The 18248-nt window shown below is 55.9% G+C and carries 10 protein-coding genes and 1 pseudogene; 10 read left to right on the top strand and 1 reads right to left on the bottom strand.

The window, feature by feature from the left end:
* The first annotated feature begins 18 nt into the window (after window positions 1-18).
* From KPG66_RS10940 to KPG66_RS10895, 10 genes are all read left to right on the top strand, one after another.
* Window positions 19-462 carry a GPW/gp25 family protein gene (locus KPG66_RS10940; RefSeq protein WP_237070896.1) on the top strand — a complete coding sequence of 148 codons (444 nt, stop codon included), beginning with the start codon at window positions 19-21 and terminating at the stop codon, window positions 460-462.
* The gene (locus KPG66_RS10935; RefSeq protein ID WP_237070895.1) at window positions 462-893 is read left to right on the top strand and encodes a hypothetical protein; all 432 of its coding nucleotides are present in this window, start codon (window positions 462-464) and stop codon (window positions 891-893) included. Before KPG66_RS10940 ends, KPG66_RS10935 begins: the two co-directional genes overlap by 1 nt.
* A gap of 41 nt (window positions 894-934) precedes the next feature.
* Window positions 935-4648: a hypothetical protein gene (locus tag KPG66_RS10930; protein ID WP_237070894.1), complete on the top strand. Its 3714-nt coding sequence runs from the start codon at window positions 935-937 to the stop codon at window positions 4646-4648.
* 8 nt (window positions 4649-4656) lie between these two features.
* On the top strand, window positions 4657-7743 hold the full coding sequence (locus tag KPG66_RS10925; RefSeq protein WP_237070893.1) for a hypothetical protein: 3087 nt from the start codon (window positions 4657-4659) through the stop codon (window positions 7741-7743).
* A gap of 58 nt (window positions 7744-7801) precedes the next feature.
* On the top strand, window positions 7802-8335 hold the full coding sequence (locus tag KPG66_RS10920) for a hypothetical protein (RefSeq protein ID WP_237070892.1): 534 nt from the start codon (window positions 7802-7804) through the stop codon (window positions 8333-8335).
* A 75-nt stretch (window positions 8336-8410) separates the two neighbouring features.
* Window positions 8411-10081, top strand: coding sequence for a hypothetical protein (locus KPG66_RS10915; protein WP_237070891.1), 1671 nt, complete (start codon window positions 8411-8413; stop codon window positions 10079-10081).
* Window positions 10082-11056: 975 nt separating this feature from the next.
* Window positions 11057-12727, top strand: a complete 1671-nt coding sequence (locus KPG66_RS10910) for a contractile injection system tape measure protein (RefSeq protein ID WP_237070890.1) — start codon at window positions 11057-11059, stop codon at window positions 12725-12727.
* Window positions 12724-14880, top strand: a complete 2157-nt coding sequence (locus KPG66_RS10905) for an ATP-binding protein (RefSeq protein WP_237070889.1) — start codon at window positions 12724-12726, stop codon at window positions 14878-14880. The genes KPG66_RS10910 and KPG66_RS10905 overlap by 4 nt, the downstream gene beginning before the upstream one ends.
* Window positions 14881-14934: 54 nt before the next feature.
* On the top strand, window positions 14935-15861 hold the full coding sequence (locus tag KPG66_RS10900; protein ID WP_237070888.1) for a DUF4255 domain-containing protein: 927 nt from the start codon (window positions 14935-14937) through the stop codon (window positions 15859-15861).
* A 326-nt stretch (window positions 15862-16187) separates the two neighbouring features.
* Window positions 16188-17744 carry a hypothetical protein gene (locus KPG66_RS10895; RefSeq protein WP_237070887.1) on the top strand — a complete coding sequence of 519 codons (1557 nt, stop codon included), beginning with the start codon at window positions 16188-16190 and terminating at the stop codon, window positions 17742-17744.
* A gap of 14 nt (window positions 17745-17758) precedes the next feature.
* Here KPG66_RS10895 and KPG66_RS10890 read toward each other — a convergent pair.
* Window positions 17759-18094 (bottom strand): annotated as a pseudogene (locus KPG66_RS10890) (IS21 family transposase); the annotation flags it as partial.
* Between the last annotated feature and the right edge of the window lie 154 nt (window positions 18095-18248).

Here is an 18248-nt window from a genome sequence, read left to right as displayed (position 1 = left end):
GGCAAATAGGAGTCTTTGATGAGAATTGAGGATACCGAATCGGATGTGTACGGTCAGGGCTGGGCGTTTCCGCCAACTTTTACGTTGCCAGATCCTGATGATGCGGAGTCGGGTGGGGTGACGATGTCGGCCGGTGCGCATAACGTGGAGCAGAGTTTAAAAGTGTTGTTTCAAACCCAACCGGGCGAACGGATCATGCGTAGTACATACGGCTGCGACTTGCAGGCGGCGGTGTTTGGGAGCCTGTCCGAAGGCGTGCTGGCGGGTTTGCGGCGCCGCATTTTGGAGAGCGTAGCGCGGGAGGAGCCGCGCGCCGAAGTTGTGGAAATCGATATGCAACAGGATGCGCACCAACCGGGATGGTTAGGGATCGAGGTGACGTACCGGTTGGCGGGACAGGCGCAGACGCGGCGCGTCTCTGGTGCGTTGGACCTGCAAGACGGCACGGGTGGAGGCTTTTAATGGGCGAGCTGATGGTGGCCACCGGTGATGTGGTGATGTTTGAACCCAATTTTGGTAACCGGACGCTTATGGCGTCGGCCCAAGCGGTGCTGGCCGGCACCGGACGGTTCATGGTGAAGGGCAAGCCCGGATGCGTGATCAGCGATTTGGCAAAAGTGGTGGTGCCGGGTGTGCCGTATGTGTCGGGCAACTTTACGGTGCCAGGCGTGGGCCTCATTCAGCTGGTAATGGCTGCGCCCGATCAAATCGGTAAGCAGGTGTTCAGTGGCGCACCGGTGCTGATTAAGGGGGGGCAATGTCAAGCGATGTTTATTCCGACGGCACCCGCGATGATGCCGGCACCACCGAACACGCCGGATCCGACGGTGGGCGTGCCCACGCCGGGTAAAGGGCGGTTTGTGGTCACGCAGGTCAACGTGAAGGCGGGTTGACGCACCGAAGAAATGGAACGATGCATTCAAGGACAGCAATGATGGCGACAGAGCAGCGCGCAAATAATGACGCAACATCGTTCGTGCTAGACGATCGATCGATCGGTGCGCGATTGGATGCCTTTCGTGCGTATTGCCAGCGGCTGCCGTTCCAAGACGCACAAGATAAAGACGCGCAAAAAAAGGTCATTGGCACGTGGGCGCAAGTGCTGTTGGGGCATAAGGCGGGTGCGTGGTGTGCCACTTGGGAAAGCGATACCCCAAACTGTCTGATGGCGGATAGGGCGTGGTCAGTTGAACGGCAGCGCCTGACCGAACTGTACGAGTCACCACAGCAGGCAGACCAACGCCTGCCGGCCGAGCGCGCGTTTTTGCTCGCGTTGATGGGATTGCTGGAGACGCCGCGGGCGCTGCTTAATGCACTGCCGGCGCAGTACCGCGCGCTGTATTACCGGCAGATGCTGGCGCTTAAGCCGCGGGCGGCGCAAGTGGATCGAGTAACCGTGCATTTTACGTTGGCCGACGGGGTGCGGGAATTGGTGCTGCCTGCAGGGTTGCGGCTCGATGCAGGACACGATAGCGCGGGCAACGCGGTGCAGTATGCGCTCGAGCAACCGATGACGGTGAATGCGGCGCGCCTCACGGATATGCGGTGGGTGGTGCGTGACCCGCTGGTGCGCACGGGGCGTCGGGCGCGCGTCGTATATGACGAGGAAGCTAGCATCGTGTGGCCCAGCGCGGGCGTGCGCTTGTTTGAGGCGGCGTCGGTGAAGACGGGAAAAGCTACACAGCTGGAGGCAGACCAAGCAGTAATGAGCGGCCGGGTAGTGGGTTCGCCCGTGTTGGCGGTGGCGGGCGGGCAGCGCTCGTGGACGGTGACCTTCAAAGAGGCGCCGCGCTCGGCGATCAAGGCTGAGCTTAGTATTGGGCAGACGTGGGTCGAGCTTCAGTGCGATGTGAGCCAGCAGAGCACAGAAAACGAACAGAAGAAAAAGACCTTTAGTTTAGGGCCTCAGGCGGGTGCGCCCACGCCAGCGTCGGATCTAGACGGTTTGCAGTCGGCAACGCCACTGCTGCGGCTGACGAGCGAGTCAGGTAAGTCGGTGCCAGAGGTGACGTGCTTAGCCGTGTCAGTGAAGGGCGCGGTCAACGTGCAGTGTGCGACGGACGATGGCACGGCGCTTTCGAACGGCGGCTTGCCGTTTGGCGAGCGGGCTGACAAGGGGCGAGCAGTCAATTTGATTTCCCCAGAATGGTGGCGGTTGGGATCGAAATTGACGCACATCACAGTCAAGCCGACATGGGTTGGGTTGCCGCAAATGTCATTGAATGACTGGTATGGGCCGGATTCGACGCAAAGTACGTCAAACTGGCTTAAGTTGGACGCGAACCTGCATGTCGATTTAAAGAACGGTAAAACGTTGGATCAGTTGGCGACACACCCAAGCGGCAGTCTCGCGCAGCGCGTGACAAATGGGCCCCAGGTGGTCAATCAGATTGCGGCGGACGAAGGTTATCCGCACAAGCCGGCCAGCAACGCGTTCTTTACTGTGCAAGCGTCGATTGCACGATGCCAGCAAGGTGAGGTGCAGTTGCGGGGCGAAGCATTGCCGCTATTTGGCGGAGGCGAGGCACCAGAACCCAAGCCTTGGACGATTGCGCTGGACGCTGCCAACTTGCCACTCGTGGCGGCACACACGCTTGTCCCCGACAACGACGATCCGGCCGCCTGGCCGTGGCGGGTGCGGATCGAATTGCAACAATCGTTTCTGCACGCAGAATATGACGCGCACCTGCGGACACCGGCGCAAACGATTGTGCTCGAGACGCAGCACGCGATCACGACGCAGGTCCCTTGCTTACAGGATGTCGAAGGACAGAAAGTCCCGAAGCTGGTGGCCGTTGACGTACCGGGCGAGTCGGGTAAGGTTCCGATGCCGGCGATGGAAAACCACACCGAAACCATTCGTACACCGATGCCAGTGATGGTGCCCAAGGCCCAATGGCGTGCGCCGTATGTGCCGCAATGGTCAGGGCTGCAGGTTGACTATGACGCCGTCGATACTGAAGTGACGCAGCAAGTGATTACGCCGTTTGGGTATGCGCCGACTGACGAGCGCGCACTGTTCGCAGGTGCGCAACTGTATCTGGGGATAAAAGGCATCGAGGCGGGCCAATGGCTGACGCTGCACTGGCAACTACACAGCCCAGGCGCGCTCGCGCTGCAGTGGCAATACTTAGCGCCGGGCGAGCGCTGGCAGCGACTACCGGTGGCCGACGGCACCGATGGGTTGAGCATGAGCGGTCAGTGGTCGTTGGACTGGCCAAGCGATGCGAGCAGCACATCAACGAGCTTGCCGGCAGGTCGAATGTGGCTGAGGGCAAGCGTCCAGACGCTGCCGGCGCGCGATCGGAAGCAGCCATGGGTACCGGCGCTGCCGTGGCTGAGCGGATGGGTGACGAACGCGGCGCAAGCAACACGGGCAACCGGGCTTTTTACGCAAGCGTTAAAGCCGGGCAGTGTGACGCAAGCGCTGGATGCGCCGGCTGGGCTGCAGTCGGTTCAGCAGCCGTGGCCGTCAGCGGGCGGGCAAGCAGCGGAGACGCAGGCACAGTTTGACGCGCGCATTGCGCGCCGGCTGCGGCACCGCGACCGGGGCTTGAATAATCAGGATCTGCAGACCTTACTGTATGAGCAGTATCCGCAGATTCGGGAGTTGGCGGTGCTGCCGCCCACGCGCGATGAAAAAGGCGCGTTGCAGCAGACAATCGCCATTATGCCGGAACCGGCACTGAGCGACAGCGAGGACCGGCTGCGCCCGGGTCTAAGTGCGGCGCACTTAAGTCAAATGCAAGCGTGGTTAAAGGGGCGCACGTCGCCGTGGTTAACGCTGAAATGCGTGAATCCGGACTATGTGGTGGTCAGCGTGAGCTGGGAGGCTGACTATCAGCCGGGGTTGAGTCATACGGTCGGCCACGCGCGTGTACAAGCAGCGCTGCAGGCCGCGTTCGTGCCGTGGGCGAGCTCGGGTGACGATGGCGGTGTGCAAGCGATCGGCCGCGCGATCACGCACGGCGCGGTGCGAGACGTGCTGCGTTCAGTGCCAGAGGTCGCAGAGGTGAAAGCGGTGCGTCTGAATGGAGGCAAAAACGAGGATTTCGTTGTCTCGCCCGGGCAAGTCGCAGTGCTCACATGGGTGCCGCTCGAATATGAGGGCTTGACGATCGCTTGGGTGAGGCCAGAGCAAAACGACCAGCAGTCGTACTACCGCGACGTGACGATGGTGGGTAACGAACAGAAACGGGCGACGCTTCGGGTGACGGTGCCCACGCAGGTATTAGGACTGCGCGATAAGCCGATTAACACGAAGGCCGAGGTGGAGCTGGTAGACCTGGATACGGGGCTGATACTGCCGAGCCAGCAAAACGACACGGGATTGCAGGTGCAAGGCAAGCAACTTAAGGAGGCTGCATCGACATTGGATACGCAGCGTTATGCGGCGCCCAAGTGTTTGACGTCGAATCCAAACGCAACGACCCGCCAATTCGATGTGGTTGCCGGCGAGCGAGCGTGCGGTGTGTATCGACTTGGCGCAGTGGTCAAGCTAGAAGATGTGCCGGATGTGACGTTGCACTCGGCGCAGGCTGGACAGTTCGTGACGCTCAACGTGCACGCTGTGACATTGTCTGATAACGGCTCGTCGAGCAGTGAACTTTCGGGGGCGCGCGATGCCGCTACGGCAACAAAACAATGAGGTTAACGATGGCTGATACCACGAGGCCGGCCACTGAGGCCGATTCAACAGCAGGTGATACTGCGCAGGATCCAATTCACTTTGATACGTTGTGGTCGACCGCGCAGGATGCGCTCACGGTCTATGCGGCAAAACGCTGGAGCGCGCGCGGTGACGCCGATCCCGGCGTGACGCTGCTGCAGGCGCTCACTTTCGCAGTGTCGGATGTGAGCTATCGGCACACGCTACCGCTGGCCGATTTATTGACGCCAGAATCGGTGCCCAAAAAAAGCGCAACGTGCCTGAATCACGGCACTGTCAACGATAGCAGCATCTTTGCATCGGAGTTCGGTCCGGAAACCGCGTTGACTTGTGGCCCAGTGACCCTCAATGATTACCGGCGTCTCCTTTTGGATCTGACCGACACCGATAACGAATCTTCGACTTTTCTGTTCAGGGATGTGCAGATTGCGACTGTGTCACCAGAGCAAAGCTACGCTTACGTCTATGACACCGATCGCTATACGTTCCAGTTTGTAGGGGAAGAAAAAAAGAATAAGCAGAGCTACCGGGTCCCCGGGCAGTACCGGCTATGGGCGACCCTGAATCCTGGTGTGAAAGATGACGCGAAGAAGCGCCTGCAAATCTGTTTAAAGGACAACCGAAACCTGTGTGAATGGGAAATCACCGATATTTACCTTTTAACGCCCACGAAGCAAGAGCCGCAGGTCGTCATCGAGTTAGAAGACGACCTATCGGCTGACCAAACGGCTCAGGTCGTTGCGTTAGCGATCTGGGAGGCCAATGATGCATTACTGCCGTGGCCGATACGTCAATCAGCTGCGGTACGTCTGGCGCAAGGCGAGGCGGCGGAAGCAGTCTATGCCGGGCCGCATCTAAAACATGGCTGGATTGCCGACTTGCCGCCGTCACGTGGGATGGATGATCAAGGCAAGCTTACGAAGCGTTTAGTGTCGTATTCGTCGCTGATAGTTGCGATGATGACCGTGCGTGGCATCAAGCGGGTGTGTTGGGACAAACAAAACGGGCAAGCATCAAAAGAGGCACTTGAGATTGCCGACAATGCGCAAGTGCAATTGTGGGTCGATCCGGTAAGTGGCCTGTTGGGGGACTCTTCGCTTGGCAGCGCAATCATAGTGCGCAAGCGTGGGCAAACTATCACGGTGGAATCCGGGGCAGTCAACAAGTACCTCAAAGCGCGACTGACGCAGGTGGCACAAGCTAAACGCGATGAGACGAGGCGGGTACCATACGGCCAATACCGGCATCCTGCGTATTACCGCAGCGCTGGGTCCTGGTTGCCACCGGTGTATGGCTTGCAGCAAGGGGCCGAGCATTTCGAGCAGAATTTCAAAGCAAAACAACTGCTGCGGTTTCTCCGTCCATTCGAGCAACAGGTCGCGAACAGCGCCGATCAGTTGGAAAAGCTGCCGCGTCTGTTGGCCTTCGATGACCGAGATCCCAAGGCCGCGGTTTGGGGCGCCGCTGATTGGCCAAATGCCGACCAAGATGCGCTTACTCATGAACAATCTGCGTGTGCTCTTCTCGAGCGCGCCACGCTGAAAGAGCAGAGCGAACAACAGTCGCAAGACAATGACAAAGAGTTGGCGATCATTGACTATTTGCTGGGCTATTTTGGGGAGTGCCGTGCGTCACGCACGTTGTTAGGACCTAAACCGGAAGAATTTTGCCACGTGCAGCAAGGCTTTTTGCGGCAGGTGACGCGGCTGTCGTACGAGCGCGCGGCAATAAGCATCAGTAACATCTCGGCATTGCAGCGCAAGATTGCAGCGCGCCTCGGTATCGGCGAGGCGCTGTTCGATGAAACGCTGCAACAAGCCGGCGCCTCGTTTCCTGACTCGCTGCCCTTTTATTTGATCGAGCATCAAGAGCTGTTGCCGGTTGCCCCCAATTCAAAGCTTGTCAACATGAATTGGAAGGAGGTCAATTACAACGCAGACAAGCGTGACCAGAATGACAAGCATCTGTTAAGCCTTTCTTTGGGGGATGTAAACGGGCAACTGCGTGTTGGGCAGTTGATCGAGCTACAAGCCAAGCATAATGGAATAACACTCGAGCCGATCACTGGCATCGTAATTCACAAGGTAAAAACTGGTGACGATGGTAAATCTGCGCAGATCGAAATTGATTTGGAACAGCACCGGCGTTTGCAACGTAGCGTTCGCTTATTGAAGGAATCTGACTACGCATGGCAATGGCGAATCAGTCCGGATTGGCTAAAGCGCGTGGTGTACGACCTTCGCTACATCGATAATAACGTTCCTAAGGACGGCACCGCAACGCTGACGGTGCAGCCGTCGTTTCCGATATGTCTCAAGACGGGGGACCGATTTGCGTTGCGGCCTAAAGCGAGATGGCAAAGTGTGGCGACGGCCGGTGAGCTGAGAGAAGTTGGAAGCTGTAAAGATATTGTTGTTCAGGTGACGGATAGCGATCCGATACAAGGAACCGTAACTGTCCAATGGATAGGCGCAGGTAATCAATACGTTACTACAAAAAAAAATGGTCGCTTCGAAGTCCACCCAGTAGATTTAGACAACATCTCCTCGAGCGAACAAGCATGGCCAGATGTTGCTACGTCCGCCCTTTACGGTTGGTCCGTCCCCTACAAAGAAGACACGTTCGCATTTACGTTGAGCGTAGTATTAAATCGAAGCTGGGTGGATCAACACGGTAATCCAAGTGAATTAAATCAGTGGGTCGAGCAAATAGTTCGGCAAGAGGCCCCTAGTCACCTGAATATCCAATTGCACTGGCTAGGTGATCTGCAATTTAGGCGTTTTGCGTATAAATATCAACAGTGGCAAAAAGGGGGGCGACCAGTCGGCGATCAGTCATATGGGCTCTTGAATTTGCTTGGTGTGGGAGATCGGCCCACGGATGAACGCGCTGGAATTGGGTTCGTGCAAATCGCGGATCGTGGAACTAAAATAAAAATAGAAGAAGATATTCCGAAAGAGAAGATCAGTCCGGAAGAAAAAAATAAATTACGGCAGGCTCGCTTTGAGCAGCAGGTGGTCTACGTTGGGGATTCGGAAGATAATTATCCACATCTGCTAAAACCGCTCTCATAAACGGCACACGTTGAGCTAAGGGAATAATGTATAGAAATAGAAAATAGGAGTATTGAAAATGACACGGTCAAAAAAGGATGAGCTGGTAGAGGATTTTAGCGCATGGAAAGTACCTGGCGAGGAGGAATTTGCAAAATTGATCGATTTTGCGAGCGTCGCCCTATCGGCGGGCGATGGCCTAGAGGCGGAGTCCAGTGGACGTCTAAAAGTGAAGTGCCAGACTAATGGCGGCTTGGTGGCCGACAATAAGGGATTAGCGGTGCAATGCGGTGATGGGCTCACAACGGAAAATGGCTCGTTATCTGTCCGGTGTGGCGCGGGCATCATGTGCGAACGGAACAAGGAAACAAATGTCGACGAGTTAAAACTTCACGTCGAGGACAACTCAGGGCTCGTCGATCGCAAGGGGGCGTTGTCAGTGGCGACTGGACCGGGCGTAAAGTCTTTTGCCAACGGCCAACTCGGACTGGACTGCGACAACCAAACATTGGTCATCGAACAAGGTTTCTTAAAGGTGAAGGTGGATCCCGAAGGTGGATTAATCGTTAAGGAGGGCCATCTCACGCTGAACATTGAAAAATTTTTGCTTTAAAACACCATCATGGTATCGATGCGAGGTGTGGGCATAGCGTAGCCGCTGGGACAACATTTGATCTGGAGGGCCAAGATGATGAGCGCGAACAAGCTAAAACGGGAGTTTGTGACGGGCGCGACGCCCAATGAAACGCATTATCATGATTTGATCGAGTTGGCGGACATTGGTCGCAAAGCGATCGGTTTATCTGAGGAAGAGGGAGCGGCAGAGCCAGGCAATGGGCTGGATTGGAACCCAAGCAATCGCAAATTAAGCGTCAAACTGAAACCCGACTCCAGCGGATTGTTGGTCAATCCCGAAGGTCTCGCGGTCAAACCCGGGATTGGTGTTCAGCTTGCCGAGAACAAGGTCACCATCGCGGTCAAGGCTGAAAGCGCGCTGAGCACAGAAGGGGGCCTATGCGTGAAAACGGGTAACGGAGTGACAATTGGGGACAACTCGCTCAAGTTGCATGTGGACACGGACAAGGGTTTATCGACGAATGGAGGGATGCTTAACGTAAAGTTCGATACCAACACTCTTAAAGTGGCAGGCAATCAACAACTTAGTATTAACTATGATGAAACATATTTTACAGAGCAAAAGGGTAATTTATCGCTGAATGAGGACCACATCGAAAGGGTGAAAAAAGCATTGGCCGAGGAGGTTATAAAAGCATGTAGGTTAATGTTCGTTTCCACCGATGGCGATGTCGGCGAGTATCCAAAGAATAATCAGGACCAAACGGCGCTTGCTGCTCAGTTGCAGCCCATCGTCGACGCGATCAGACGTGTCTACCTTACCGATCAAGGATCGAGCGGGCGCGACATCAAAACCAGCGAGAGGAGCTTGGCGGACGCGATAGGGAAGCTGCTTGCTCGCGCTTACACCGCAGGCGCGTGGGCCGTCGCGGCAGCGCTGGCGAATAAGCTCGGCGGTGCAGTAATGGAGGCAAGCATCCGGAATTATGCGAAGGGGCGAAACGACGAACCGACTCCAAAGGGCATCTCAGGCTGCGTGGTCGAGATAGCAGACAGACTTCAAAATACCTTGTTCCCTTCCGTGCGTAGCATCGATTTGCAGACGTTGTTGGTCAATACAGGCAAAGTACTGGACTCAATCGAAACCACAGATGAAGGGTTGTCGCTGTTGTGTGACACGACGGACTCGACAGTCGTGACCGCAACCATGAGAGGCAGCAAGCTCGAGCTTAAGGGCGAGAGCCCGGGGACGGCAACAATCACGATATACACCGTGCTAAACGGTGGCGCAGGCAACTATCGGCTGGAGTTATCCCGATTCGCCGTTACGGTTTTAGAATACCTCATATTGCCATTGAATGACGTGGAGCTAAAATTCAATACCGTGAGCGTAAATCCCCCGATCGAACGGAAGGCAGCGCCAAATCGACTTGCAGAGCTATTCGTGTTACCACCGCCCGACGGTCAAGGAAACAGCCTCAAAGGCATTAAATTAAAATTCTGCATACCAGTGAGCCAGTCTAAGTTCTCCTCGAAGAGTGTGCAGGTCAAGACTTTGCGCCGCATCACTGGCTCCGAAGTCGAAGCCATAAGCGGGCTTACGGTGGACTCTATTAGAGCCCGCCGTATCGGAGATAATATGCAGTTCTTAGTAGCATTGCATTTTGGATCGCCATTGAATCTTGTGGTGGATGCTGGTTCAACGGCGGTGTACGAGTTAATTCTGAGTATCGACGACCAGGCGTGGGGATTCAAATTCACAAGCCATAAATCAGCGCCGTAACGGCAGTAAGAAGGGCTCGGGCGAGGCGAGTCGCCACCGCCTGCCGCCCTGCAAGGCAGTCAAGTGAGCCATCCTGTCGATATGGTCAGCAGGCTTCACCCACAATGCCCACCGTTTTCGATATTTCGCAATACGTCGTAGACCCTTGGCGAGGTTACCGCGTCGCGCCTGCCCATAAGGTCGGCGGAGTTTTATTGCATGGTTGGCTAAGGCGTGCGGGGCCACGGCGGCGTAGCCATTGGCGGTAAAAAGAAAGCCCAACCAGTCAAAGCCTTCGGCTTTGCCAATGAAGATTTTGTCCGGGTGCTGTTCGACCTATAGGAAGGGAAGCCGCACGCGAGCACATTCTTGATCCAGGTGAGTTTAGTTTGCCAATAGAAAGCAAATGTCAAATATCGGCGTGAATGGGGAGTGGCGGCGCAGCGTGCACAGCCATCGAGTGATGTGCGCCTTGAATAGGCCGTCAAAACAGACGGAAAGCATCCATAGGAGAGGAGCTGAATGACAAATGTTTCCGTGGTTTTTGGGAGCTGTGGCTGTACAGGGCTCGTAGCGTTGAGAAGGATGTACTCAACTGTAGAGTGAACAGGAGTTGCCGTGGCAATGCTTGCTTGAATAAGAGGATTTTGATGAACTGGATTCAACCATTTTCGAAGGCGAGAAGTCGATCGAGATTAGCTGCCTTCATCCGCCCACTTGCACGTGCGGCGCACCAAACGAGCGATCCGATCGGATCGCTCCATATCGTCCTCCTTTTCGGCAGGTTGTATGTTGGTCAAGCACAACGGCAAGCCATGCCATGCGCGCACGGTGGCATGAGCGGCCGGCAGCGGATAGATAAAAGCGAGCGCGTTCGCACCGTGTGGCCTCGTATGCGGGTCGATTGGACACGATGCGCGATAACCTCGGGGGCGGTCGGGCGTAGCAGGACCGTGTGCGTTGTTCGCTCACGGCTTGGCCAGCAGGGTGTCGACGATGCGTAACCAAATTGACCGGTTACACTTTCGTCTACGTGCGTCATTGAATGATGCGGAGCGTCTACAACGCCGTTGTAGCCTGCTATTTCACGATGCGCTGCGTCCGCACATCGCGCGCGTGATCGAGCAATGCGACGATGGCCGTCTCGACGAGCCGTATCGGGTGGGCCGGCTGGTCATCGACGTGGGTGACATTGTGCTGGCAAGATTTGAGCCGGCGCTACTTGAGCGGACGCTCGTCGAGTTGGCGCGTGCGTTGCGGGCCGACCTGAAGGCGCATGCGAGCGCAGGGACACGATGGGCCGTATTGTCCGAGGATAAAGCGGCGCCATGGCGCGCGACGCGCTCGGACACGCTGCGCGTAGCCACGAAGACCGACACCGTTTCATCCGATTGGGCGGCGCTGCTGCGTTATCTGGACACGGGCGTGTGGGGGGCGCCCGACCGCGCGTTTGACGGGCCAAGTGGCGGCCCCGTACCCAGTCCGCATGCGTGCATGATGCGTCTAATACAAATAAGCCAGGCGCACTCGCGTGATGACACGTCTAAGGCCAGGCTCTTGTTGGCCGAGCGCTGCTTGCAACCATCCGCCCGACACCGGCTAATCGCTGGGTGTGATGGCACCGCGTTGCGCGCGCTAATCGCTTGGTTGATTGCCCCCACGCGCATTCCTTTGTCGCGCCCCTTGTCATTATCTGGCTCTCAAGTCGCCTCAACGACGGCAATTGAAGGGGCACAGCGTCACCCGATTGTGGCTCGGAAGCCGGTCAGCGCACAGCACCTGTCGCACGACGCGACGGCGGCTGCGCTGAGTCCGGATCCCTTGCTCGAGGCGTGCCTCGATGCACTGTTGGCTTATCCACTGACCGAGCCGATGCGGCATATGCTGCGTGAGTTGCTGACGGCCCAGTTCAGCAAGCCGAATTCAGCGCGTTGGCTTACGCACCTGACGGCTGAATTACGTGAACGACTGGCGGTGGCCCTCGACCTGCCAGACGTGCGCCCGACGTCGCCCGCCACGGCATCGGTGTCGCGTGTGTCCAGTTCGGCACGCCACGCGCCATGGGAACGTGACGCGCTGACCGCAGAGCGCGCGATGCGGGGCGAGCAGGCGCGCGTTCTCACGCAACGCCGCCCGAACCCGCGCGTTGAAATCGAGCCGCTGATCGTGGCGAACGCAGGTTTGGTGCTGCTATGGCCGGTGTTGCCGCGCCTGTTCCAAACCTTTGAGCTGGTCGATGCCGACAATGGCTGGACGCCGGATGCTGTACGGCGCGCCGTCGCGTTGCTGGACTGGTTGGCGTCGGGGCAGACGCCGCCGGCCGACTGGCGCTTGCCGGTGCCACGCCTGCTATGCGGCTTGCCACCGCTGCCCGACGACGTGCAGCCGATCGACTGGCCCGTGCTGGACGGATCGCAACAGGAAGGGGCTGACCGCTGGCTGAACATGACGCTGGCGGTGCTGCCGGGCCTGCGGCGCTTAAGCGCAGCCGATGTACGCGCGTTTTTCCTGCAACGCACAGGCATGCTGGTGGCAGGCATGAAGCATCTCACCTTAACAGTGGAACGGGATGCAACCGATGTGCTGTTGTCCCAGGTGCCATGGCCGCTGACGCAGATAACACTACCGTGGCTATCAAGCCCCATTGAAGTGGAGTGGCTCGCATGAAAATCTTTACTTCTCGATCGCCCGATGCGCTCGCGCCGGGCACTGAGTGGCACCAGCCGGCCGAGGCGACTGTTAGCACGGCATTCGAGGCGCTTGGGCCGTGGCTTGAGTACGTCGACAAAGTGCTGCAGCAATTGCTTATCTGGCAGCAGCAACACGAGGACGACCGGCTCAACCTCGCCGGGTTACTCCAGCCGAAAGAACTGCTCGAGGCCACATGCGCGCAACCAAGCGGCATGCCGTATTGGAACAGCGACGATGCCACGCCGTGGACAACGCTACATGCGCCGGATGCACACGGGCGACTGGCAGAGGTGATAGAGCGATTCGGGCTCACCTTGTTCGAGACGCAGGTACTGGTGTTGTGTGTGCTGCCGCTATTCGAGCCGCGTTATCGTGTGCTGATTGCCTATTTGCAAGGAGATGAAGGCGCGAGTTGGCCCAGTGTGGAATTTGCGTTGACGCTCTTTAGTGCGACACCCGTGCAGCGTATTGCACACCGCCACCTGCTCGGCACAGACGCTGGCGCTTTGGTGCACCACGGCCTTGTCTACTTGGCGGAGCGTAACGGTCGCGCGAGCACGCGCGACGACGCGTCGTACTTGCGCGTGGATGAGACCGTTTATCGCTACTTAAGCGGCGCAGATGCGACATCGCTGCCCATGGCCCTCACACAGGTGGCGCAGTGGTGGACCGCTTCGCGCTCCGGTGACGTACTGCGTGACGGCCCGTGGGCTGAATGCGCGCAGCAGATCGCAGCGTGCTGTTTTGAGACTGAGCCGAACCGTGCTCCGTTATTACTATTGCACCAAGCCGACGGCTGCCTGGCGTTCATCGCGCAGCTGGCGCACGATGCGGACCGCCCCACGCTAATCGTCAACCTGGCGGCATTGCCGGACGAATCGGACGAGGCGTGGCCTGTGCTGCTCGCGGTGCTGCGCGAAGCGCGCTTGCACGGCAGCGTGCTGGTGCTGCAACAGCTCGCCGATGGCGTGGCACGGCACGGGCGATTGCTTAACGCGCTGGCGTCGCGACTGGAGCGACATGGGCAGCCGGTGGTGGCGCTATGGTCCGGGCAGGACGCGGGCGACGTGTTTGCCACCCTGCCGCAGGTGCGTGTAACGCTGCCGCCGCGCACCCGCAAGGACGATGCGCGGTTATTGCGAGCCAGTTTGAGCCCGGCCGGCGACGGGTGGGACCTGACAGCGTTGCTGCGTCACGCGCGGGTCAATCCTGACGCGCTCAAGCCTACGCTGCAGGAGGCGCAAGGCTATCGGGCGCTGCGTGATGCACAGGCGCCGCTCACGCCAGCCGATCTGCATCAAGCGCTGCGTGTACGCGGCCAGCAACATTTTGGTTCGCTCGCGCAGCGCGTGGCACCACGGCGCACGTTCAATGACTTGATTGTCAGCACCAGCGTGGCTGAGCAGCTGCAAGAGATCGTCGCCGCAATCCGGCAGCGCGACACGGTGCTTGCGCGCGGGTTCGCGTACAAAATCGGCCACGCGACGGGCATCAGTGCGCTGTTCTACGGCGAGTCCGGCACCGGCAAGTCGATGGCCGCCGAAGTGCTCGCCGGCGAATTGGGCGCGGAACTGATCCGAGTGGATCTGTCGACGGTAGTCAACAAATATATCGGCGAGACGGAAAAGAACCTGTCGCGGATTTTTGATCTGGCCGGGGCCGACACCGGTGTCTTGCTGTTCGACGAGGCCGATGCACTGTTTGGCAAGCGCAGCGAAGTGAAGGACGCGCAGGACCGGCACGCGAACATCGAGGTGTCGTATTTGCTGCAACGCCTGGAGCAGTACCCGGGACTGGTGGTGCTTACGACGAATCACCGCGCGCACTTGGACGACGCGTTCACACGACGGCTGACGTTCATCACGCGCTTTGAGACGCCGGACGCAGCGCTGCGCGAGCGGATGTGGCACGCGATCTGGCCGCAGCAGGTGGCGGTAGACGAAGAGGTCGATTTTGCGCAGCTCGCGTCGGCGGCGGAATTGACCGGCGCGGGCATTCGCAACGTCGCGCTGCTCGCGAGCTGGCTCGCAGCCGAGCAAGATCGGGCGGTCAACCAGGCTGATATCGAGCGCGCGGTGCGCCGCGAGCTCAGCAAGACGGGGCGCATCATGCCGTGCTTGTCGAGATGATGGCATGTGCGGCCATAAGGGACGTATAACGACGATGACATACGAGGGCAAATCATGGCGAACGGAAAAGAGAGCAATAAGATTAAGATTGCGCAATGCACGATCTGCGACGAATCGTTGTTAAAGCTTAATGAGCAGATCATGAAGGCACTGAACAGGTATCTGCCGGAGATCGGGGATCGTAAGTTGATTCTCCGGTTTGACATGCCGGATAAGGACCAGCTGCCGAATGACCCGAGGCTGTGCGTGTTTCTCTACGACATTCAGGAGGATTTGGAGCTGCGACACGGGCGAGCCCGTTCATATCAGGCGCACAACCACATGCTGAATCCACGGGTGGTCCATGTGCGCTGCTGCTATCTGGTGACGTATTGGGAAAAACCGTCGAATACAGACATCGGGCCGAGAAGCCAGTCGATGAGGGTGATGAACGCGGTGCTCAACGCGCTGCTCAATGCGGATCTGGATCAGGCGATGCCGCCATCGTTCTCCCGCGTGATTGCCCCGTCTGAGCATTTAGCGAGTCTGGGCAATTTTTGGCAATCGTTGGGTGACCGGCCGCGGTTGTGCCTGAATTTCCAGGTGACGATTCCGGTGGCGCTGCAGATCGACGAAGCCGATCAACAGGTGCCGGTGCTCAGTGCGCAACTTGAGCCGCCAGTAGCGCAATCGTGGGAGCAATATGACAAATCGCTGCCGTTCAAGCGCGTGCTGGTGGCGCGTGTCCTGCAGCAGCTGAGCGTGGATCAAATGCCGGACGCACGCGCGCAGCTCGCGCGCCTGGCGGTGACATGTGTGTATGAGAAGTCAGAGGAATGCCCGAAGGTGCAGGTGGTAGGGCTGCTCGATACGATGCTGTATGAGGCGGTGACAACGGTGATTGAAGCTAAAGAGAATCAGGACAAGTGGAAGGAAATTAACGTGCAAGTACCGGTTGACATCAACGGGCTGACTGAAGTAAAAGCCCCGATTAATAGTTGATGAGCTGGTCAAAAGCTATCTATTTGCCGCATGACGGATTGTTTTCCCTGGGAGTCAAACTTGAAGCCGCAATAATGGAGTAAGAAAATGAAATTTAAATTGTTTTATAATAGGGGTGTTTTTTCTTTTGGTGAAAAATTTGGAGCTAACTATTCGCAAATGCTGTCCAGAAAGACTTTGTATTACCGTTCCATCTCGTCGGAATAATTTTAATCAAACCATTGATGAATAGGAATTCTATGAATAAATTGCCAGACTTTGCGTAAAAAATACGAATACCCTGACATAGTTGTGAAATTATTTTTATTTAACTTTAAGGATGAATCATGCCGTACAATATTAAAATTCCAGCCAATGGAAAACAGTGCCTCCGAAGAAAATCTCTAACGGATACATCCGATTCCGGCAATGCGAATCATAGAAGTGATGTTGTGCGTTACGATCCTGGCTTGGTCAAGCTAAGTTTAGCGGGGCTTGCGCAGAATAACACACCAGCACATGTCATCATATCTCCACAATCATCTCATCAATTTCCTTTGCCAACAAAAATAAGGTCGCCAAGTTCACTTGGTATCTCGGCGCAGGCGATTCGTCCATACTTGCAGGAAATCGCCAGAGATGACAGTAATGCATCAAAATTCGACGAAGAGAAATGGAATCAGTATTCGGGGCTTGTGGCGAAGTATTTGCGGCAAATGCAGCATGGAGAGATGTCTGTAGGATTGGCCTATATGTTAAATATGAGTGATAACAGCAGATTACTTCCTAGAGATAAGGCCGAGGCATTGGAAGCTTCTCTAAATCAAGATGGAGGCACTTTTAAGAAACTTTCGCCAGCTTGGCATCGGCGTCAAGAGATATTCCAGGAAATTGACTTGCTGAAAGCTGCCGGGGACAAGAATGCTGCTGTTGGGGATCAACAAAAACATGCCTCCATTTCATATGCGGGTTTGGAAGACGACCGAACGCCTCCTGGATACGTACGCGCCTATATGGCTATTTATGCTCCATCCAAAAACGATAAATACAAGGACATCTACCTTGATCAGAACGGAGAATGGGTTACCCAAAGTTCTAAGCTATGGATCGGATTAGGCACACCTCATCGGGCACTGAGTTGGTTTATGCACTATCATTTGGACGACGGAAATCCGCTGATTCGTAGTTTTCTTGTCAACAAGAAATTTTTGCGGGATCACTTAGGTGAAATCGAAATAGAAGAAACACGAAACAAAAAGGAAAGCGGTCGCTATATGTTGAATGTAGATATTAAAGAGATAAATCAGTTCGGAGTCGACGCTAAAGCAAAAAATGGTGATAAATCGCCGTTATTAAAAAGCCTATTAAAGCATGCAGTGCCTGGATCGCTAAGAACAATAGGGTTTTCTTGTGACAAAAAGTTTCATAATGAAATGGAGGGGGGGATTTTTATTCGCCTATCTGATTTTCTTGAAGATTTGGGTTTGGGTGATAAGGAGCGCTTGTTTTGGTTTGATGAAAAAAATCAAATGACTATTTATTTTAATGAAAAAAAGGGGTATAAATTTTCTTCTGCTAAAAAATTCGAGGATGATTTTGTTTTATACAAGAGTTTTTTTCACATGATAGAATCTATGGAATCTATGGAAACTAAGGAGATGCTTGCTGATCCTGACATCAAGGATCGATTCAATTCTATGCTGAAGTCCTTGTTAATGAAAAACGAATGGATGCCAAAGGATTTGGATCGAAAATTAATGGAATCTGAAAATATGATTTTGAAAAACATAGAAAAATTGCGTGAGCTTGCAGGCCGGCCTCATAGTACATCCGAGATGTATCAGTTAGATAAAAAATTAGAAGAAGCGAAAGAGGCATTAAAAAATGCGAATAAATTTACTTAAACGGACACATATGGCACCAGTTGTATTACTTGCATCTGCTGGCCCGGATCGATCTCGAAACGCACCAGCGGCTCAGGCGCTTTGACTAACTTCAATGATCGCAGATAGGCGCGAAGCCTCGTTAGTCCGCCGTCGTAGCCCATTGCGCGAATCTCGATCAGCAGCGCCGTCGCCGGCAGCCACGCGGGATGTGTCCCTCGAACTCGATCGTGCAAATAGGCTTTGAATGGAGCGAGCTTCTGTACGCGCCCTGACCGCGCAGTGCGTTCCTGTTCGGTACAGCCACGTAAATACTTGCGCACAGTGTTCCTCGACAGTCTCAGTTCCCGCGAAATCTCCCTGATTGCCATTCCTTGGCGGGCCAACACACGTATTTCCACTTGAGGCTACCCAAAAAACTGGTCCATTCAAAAGTAGAAAAAATCCGGCATGATGCAACCTTGACAAGCAGAAGGTCATGTCGTGAAGAAGAGCAGATACACTGAAGAACAGATTACATTTGCG

This window comes from Mycetohabitans sp. B2 (genome assembly GCF_021733735.1).
GTDB lineage: Bacteria > Pseudomonadota > Gammaproteobacteria > Burkholderiales > Burkholderiaceae > Mycetohabitans > Mycetohabitans rhizoxinica.
Note: the sequence above shows the minus strand (reverse complement) of the source record. Positions and strands in the feature narration are given on the sequence as shown.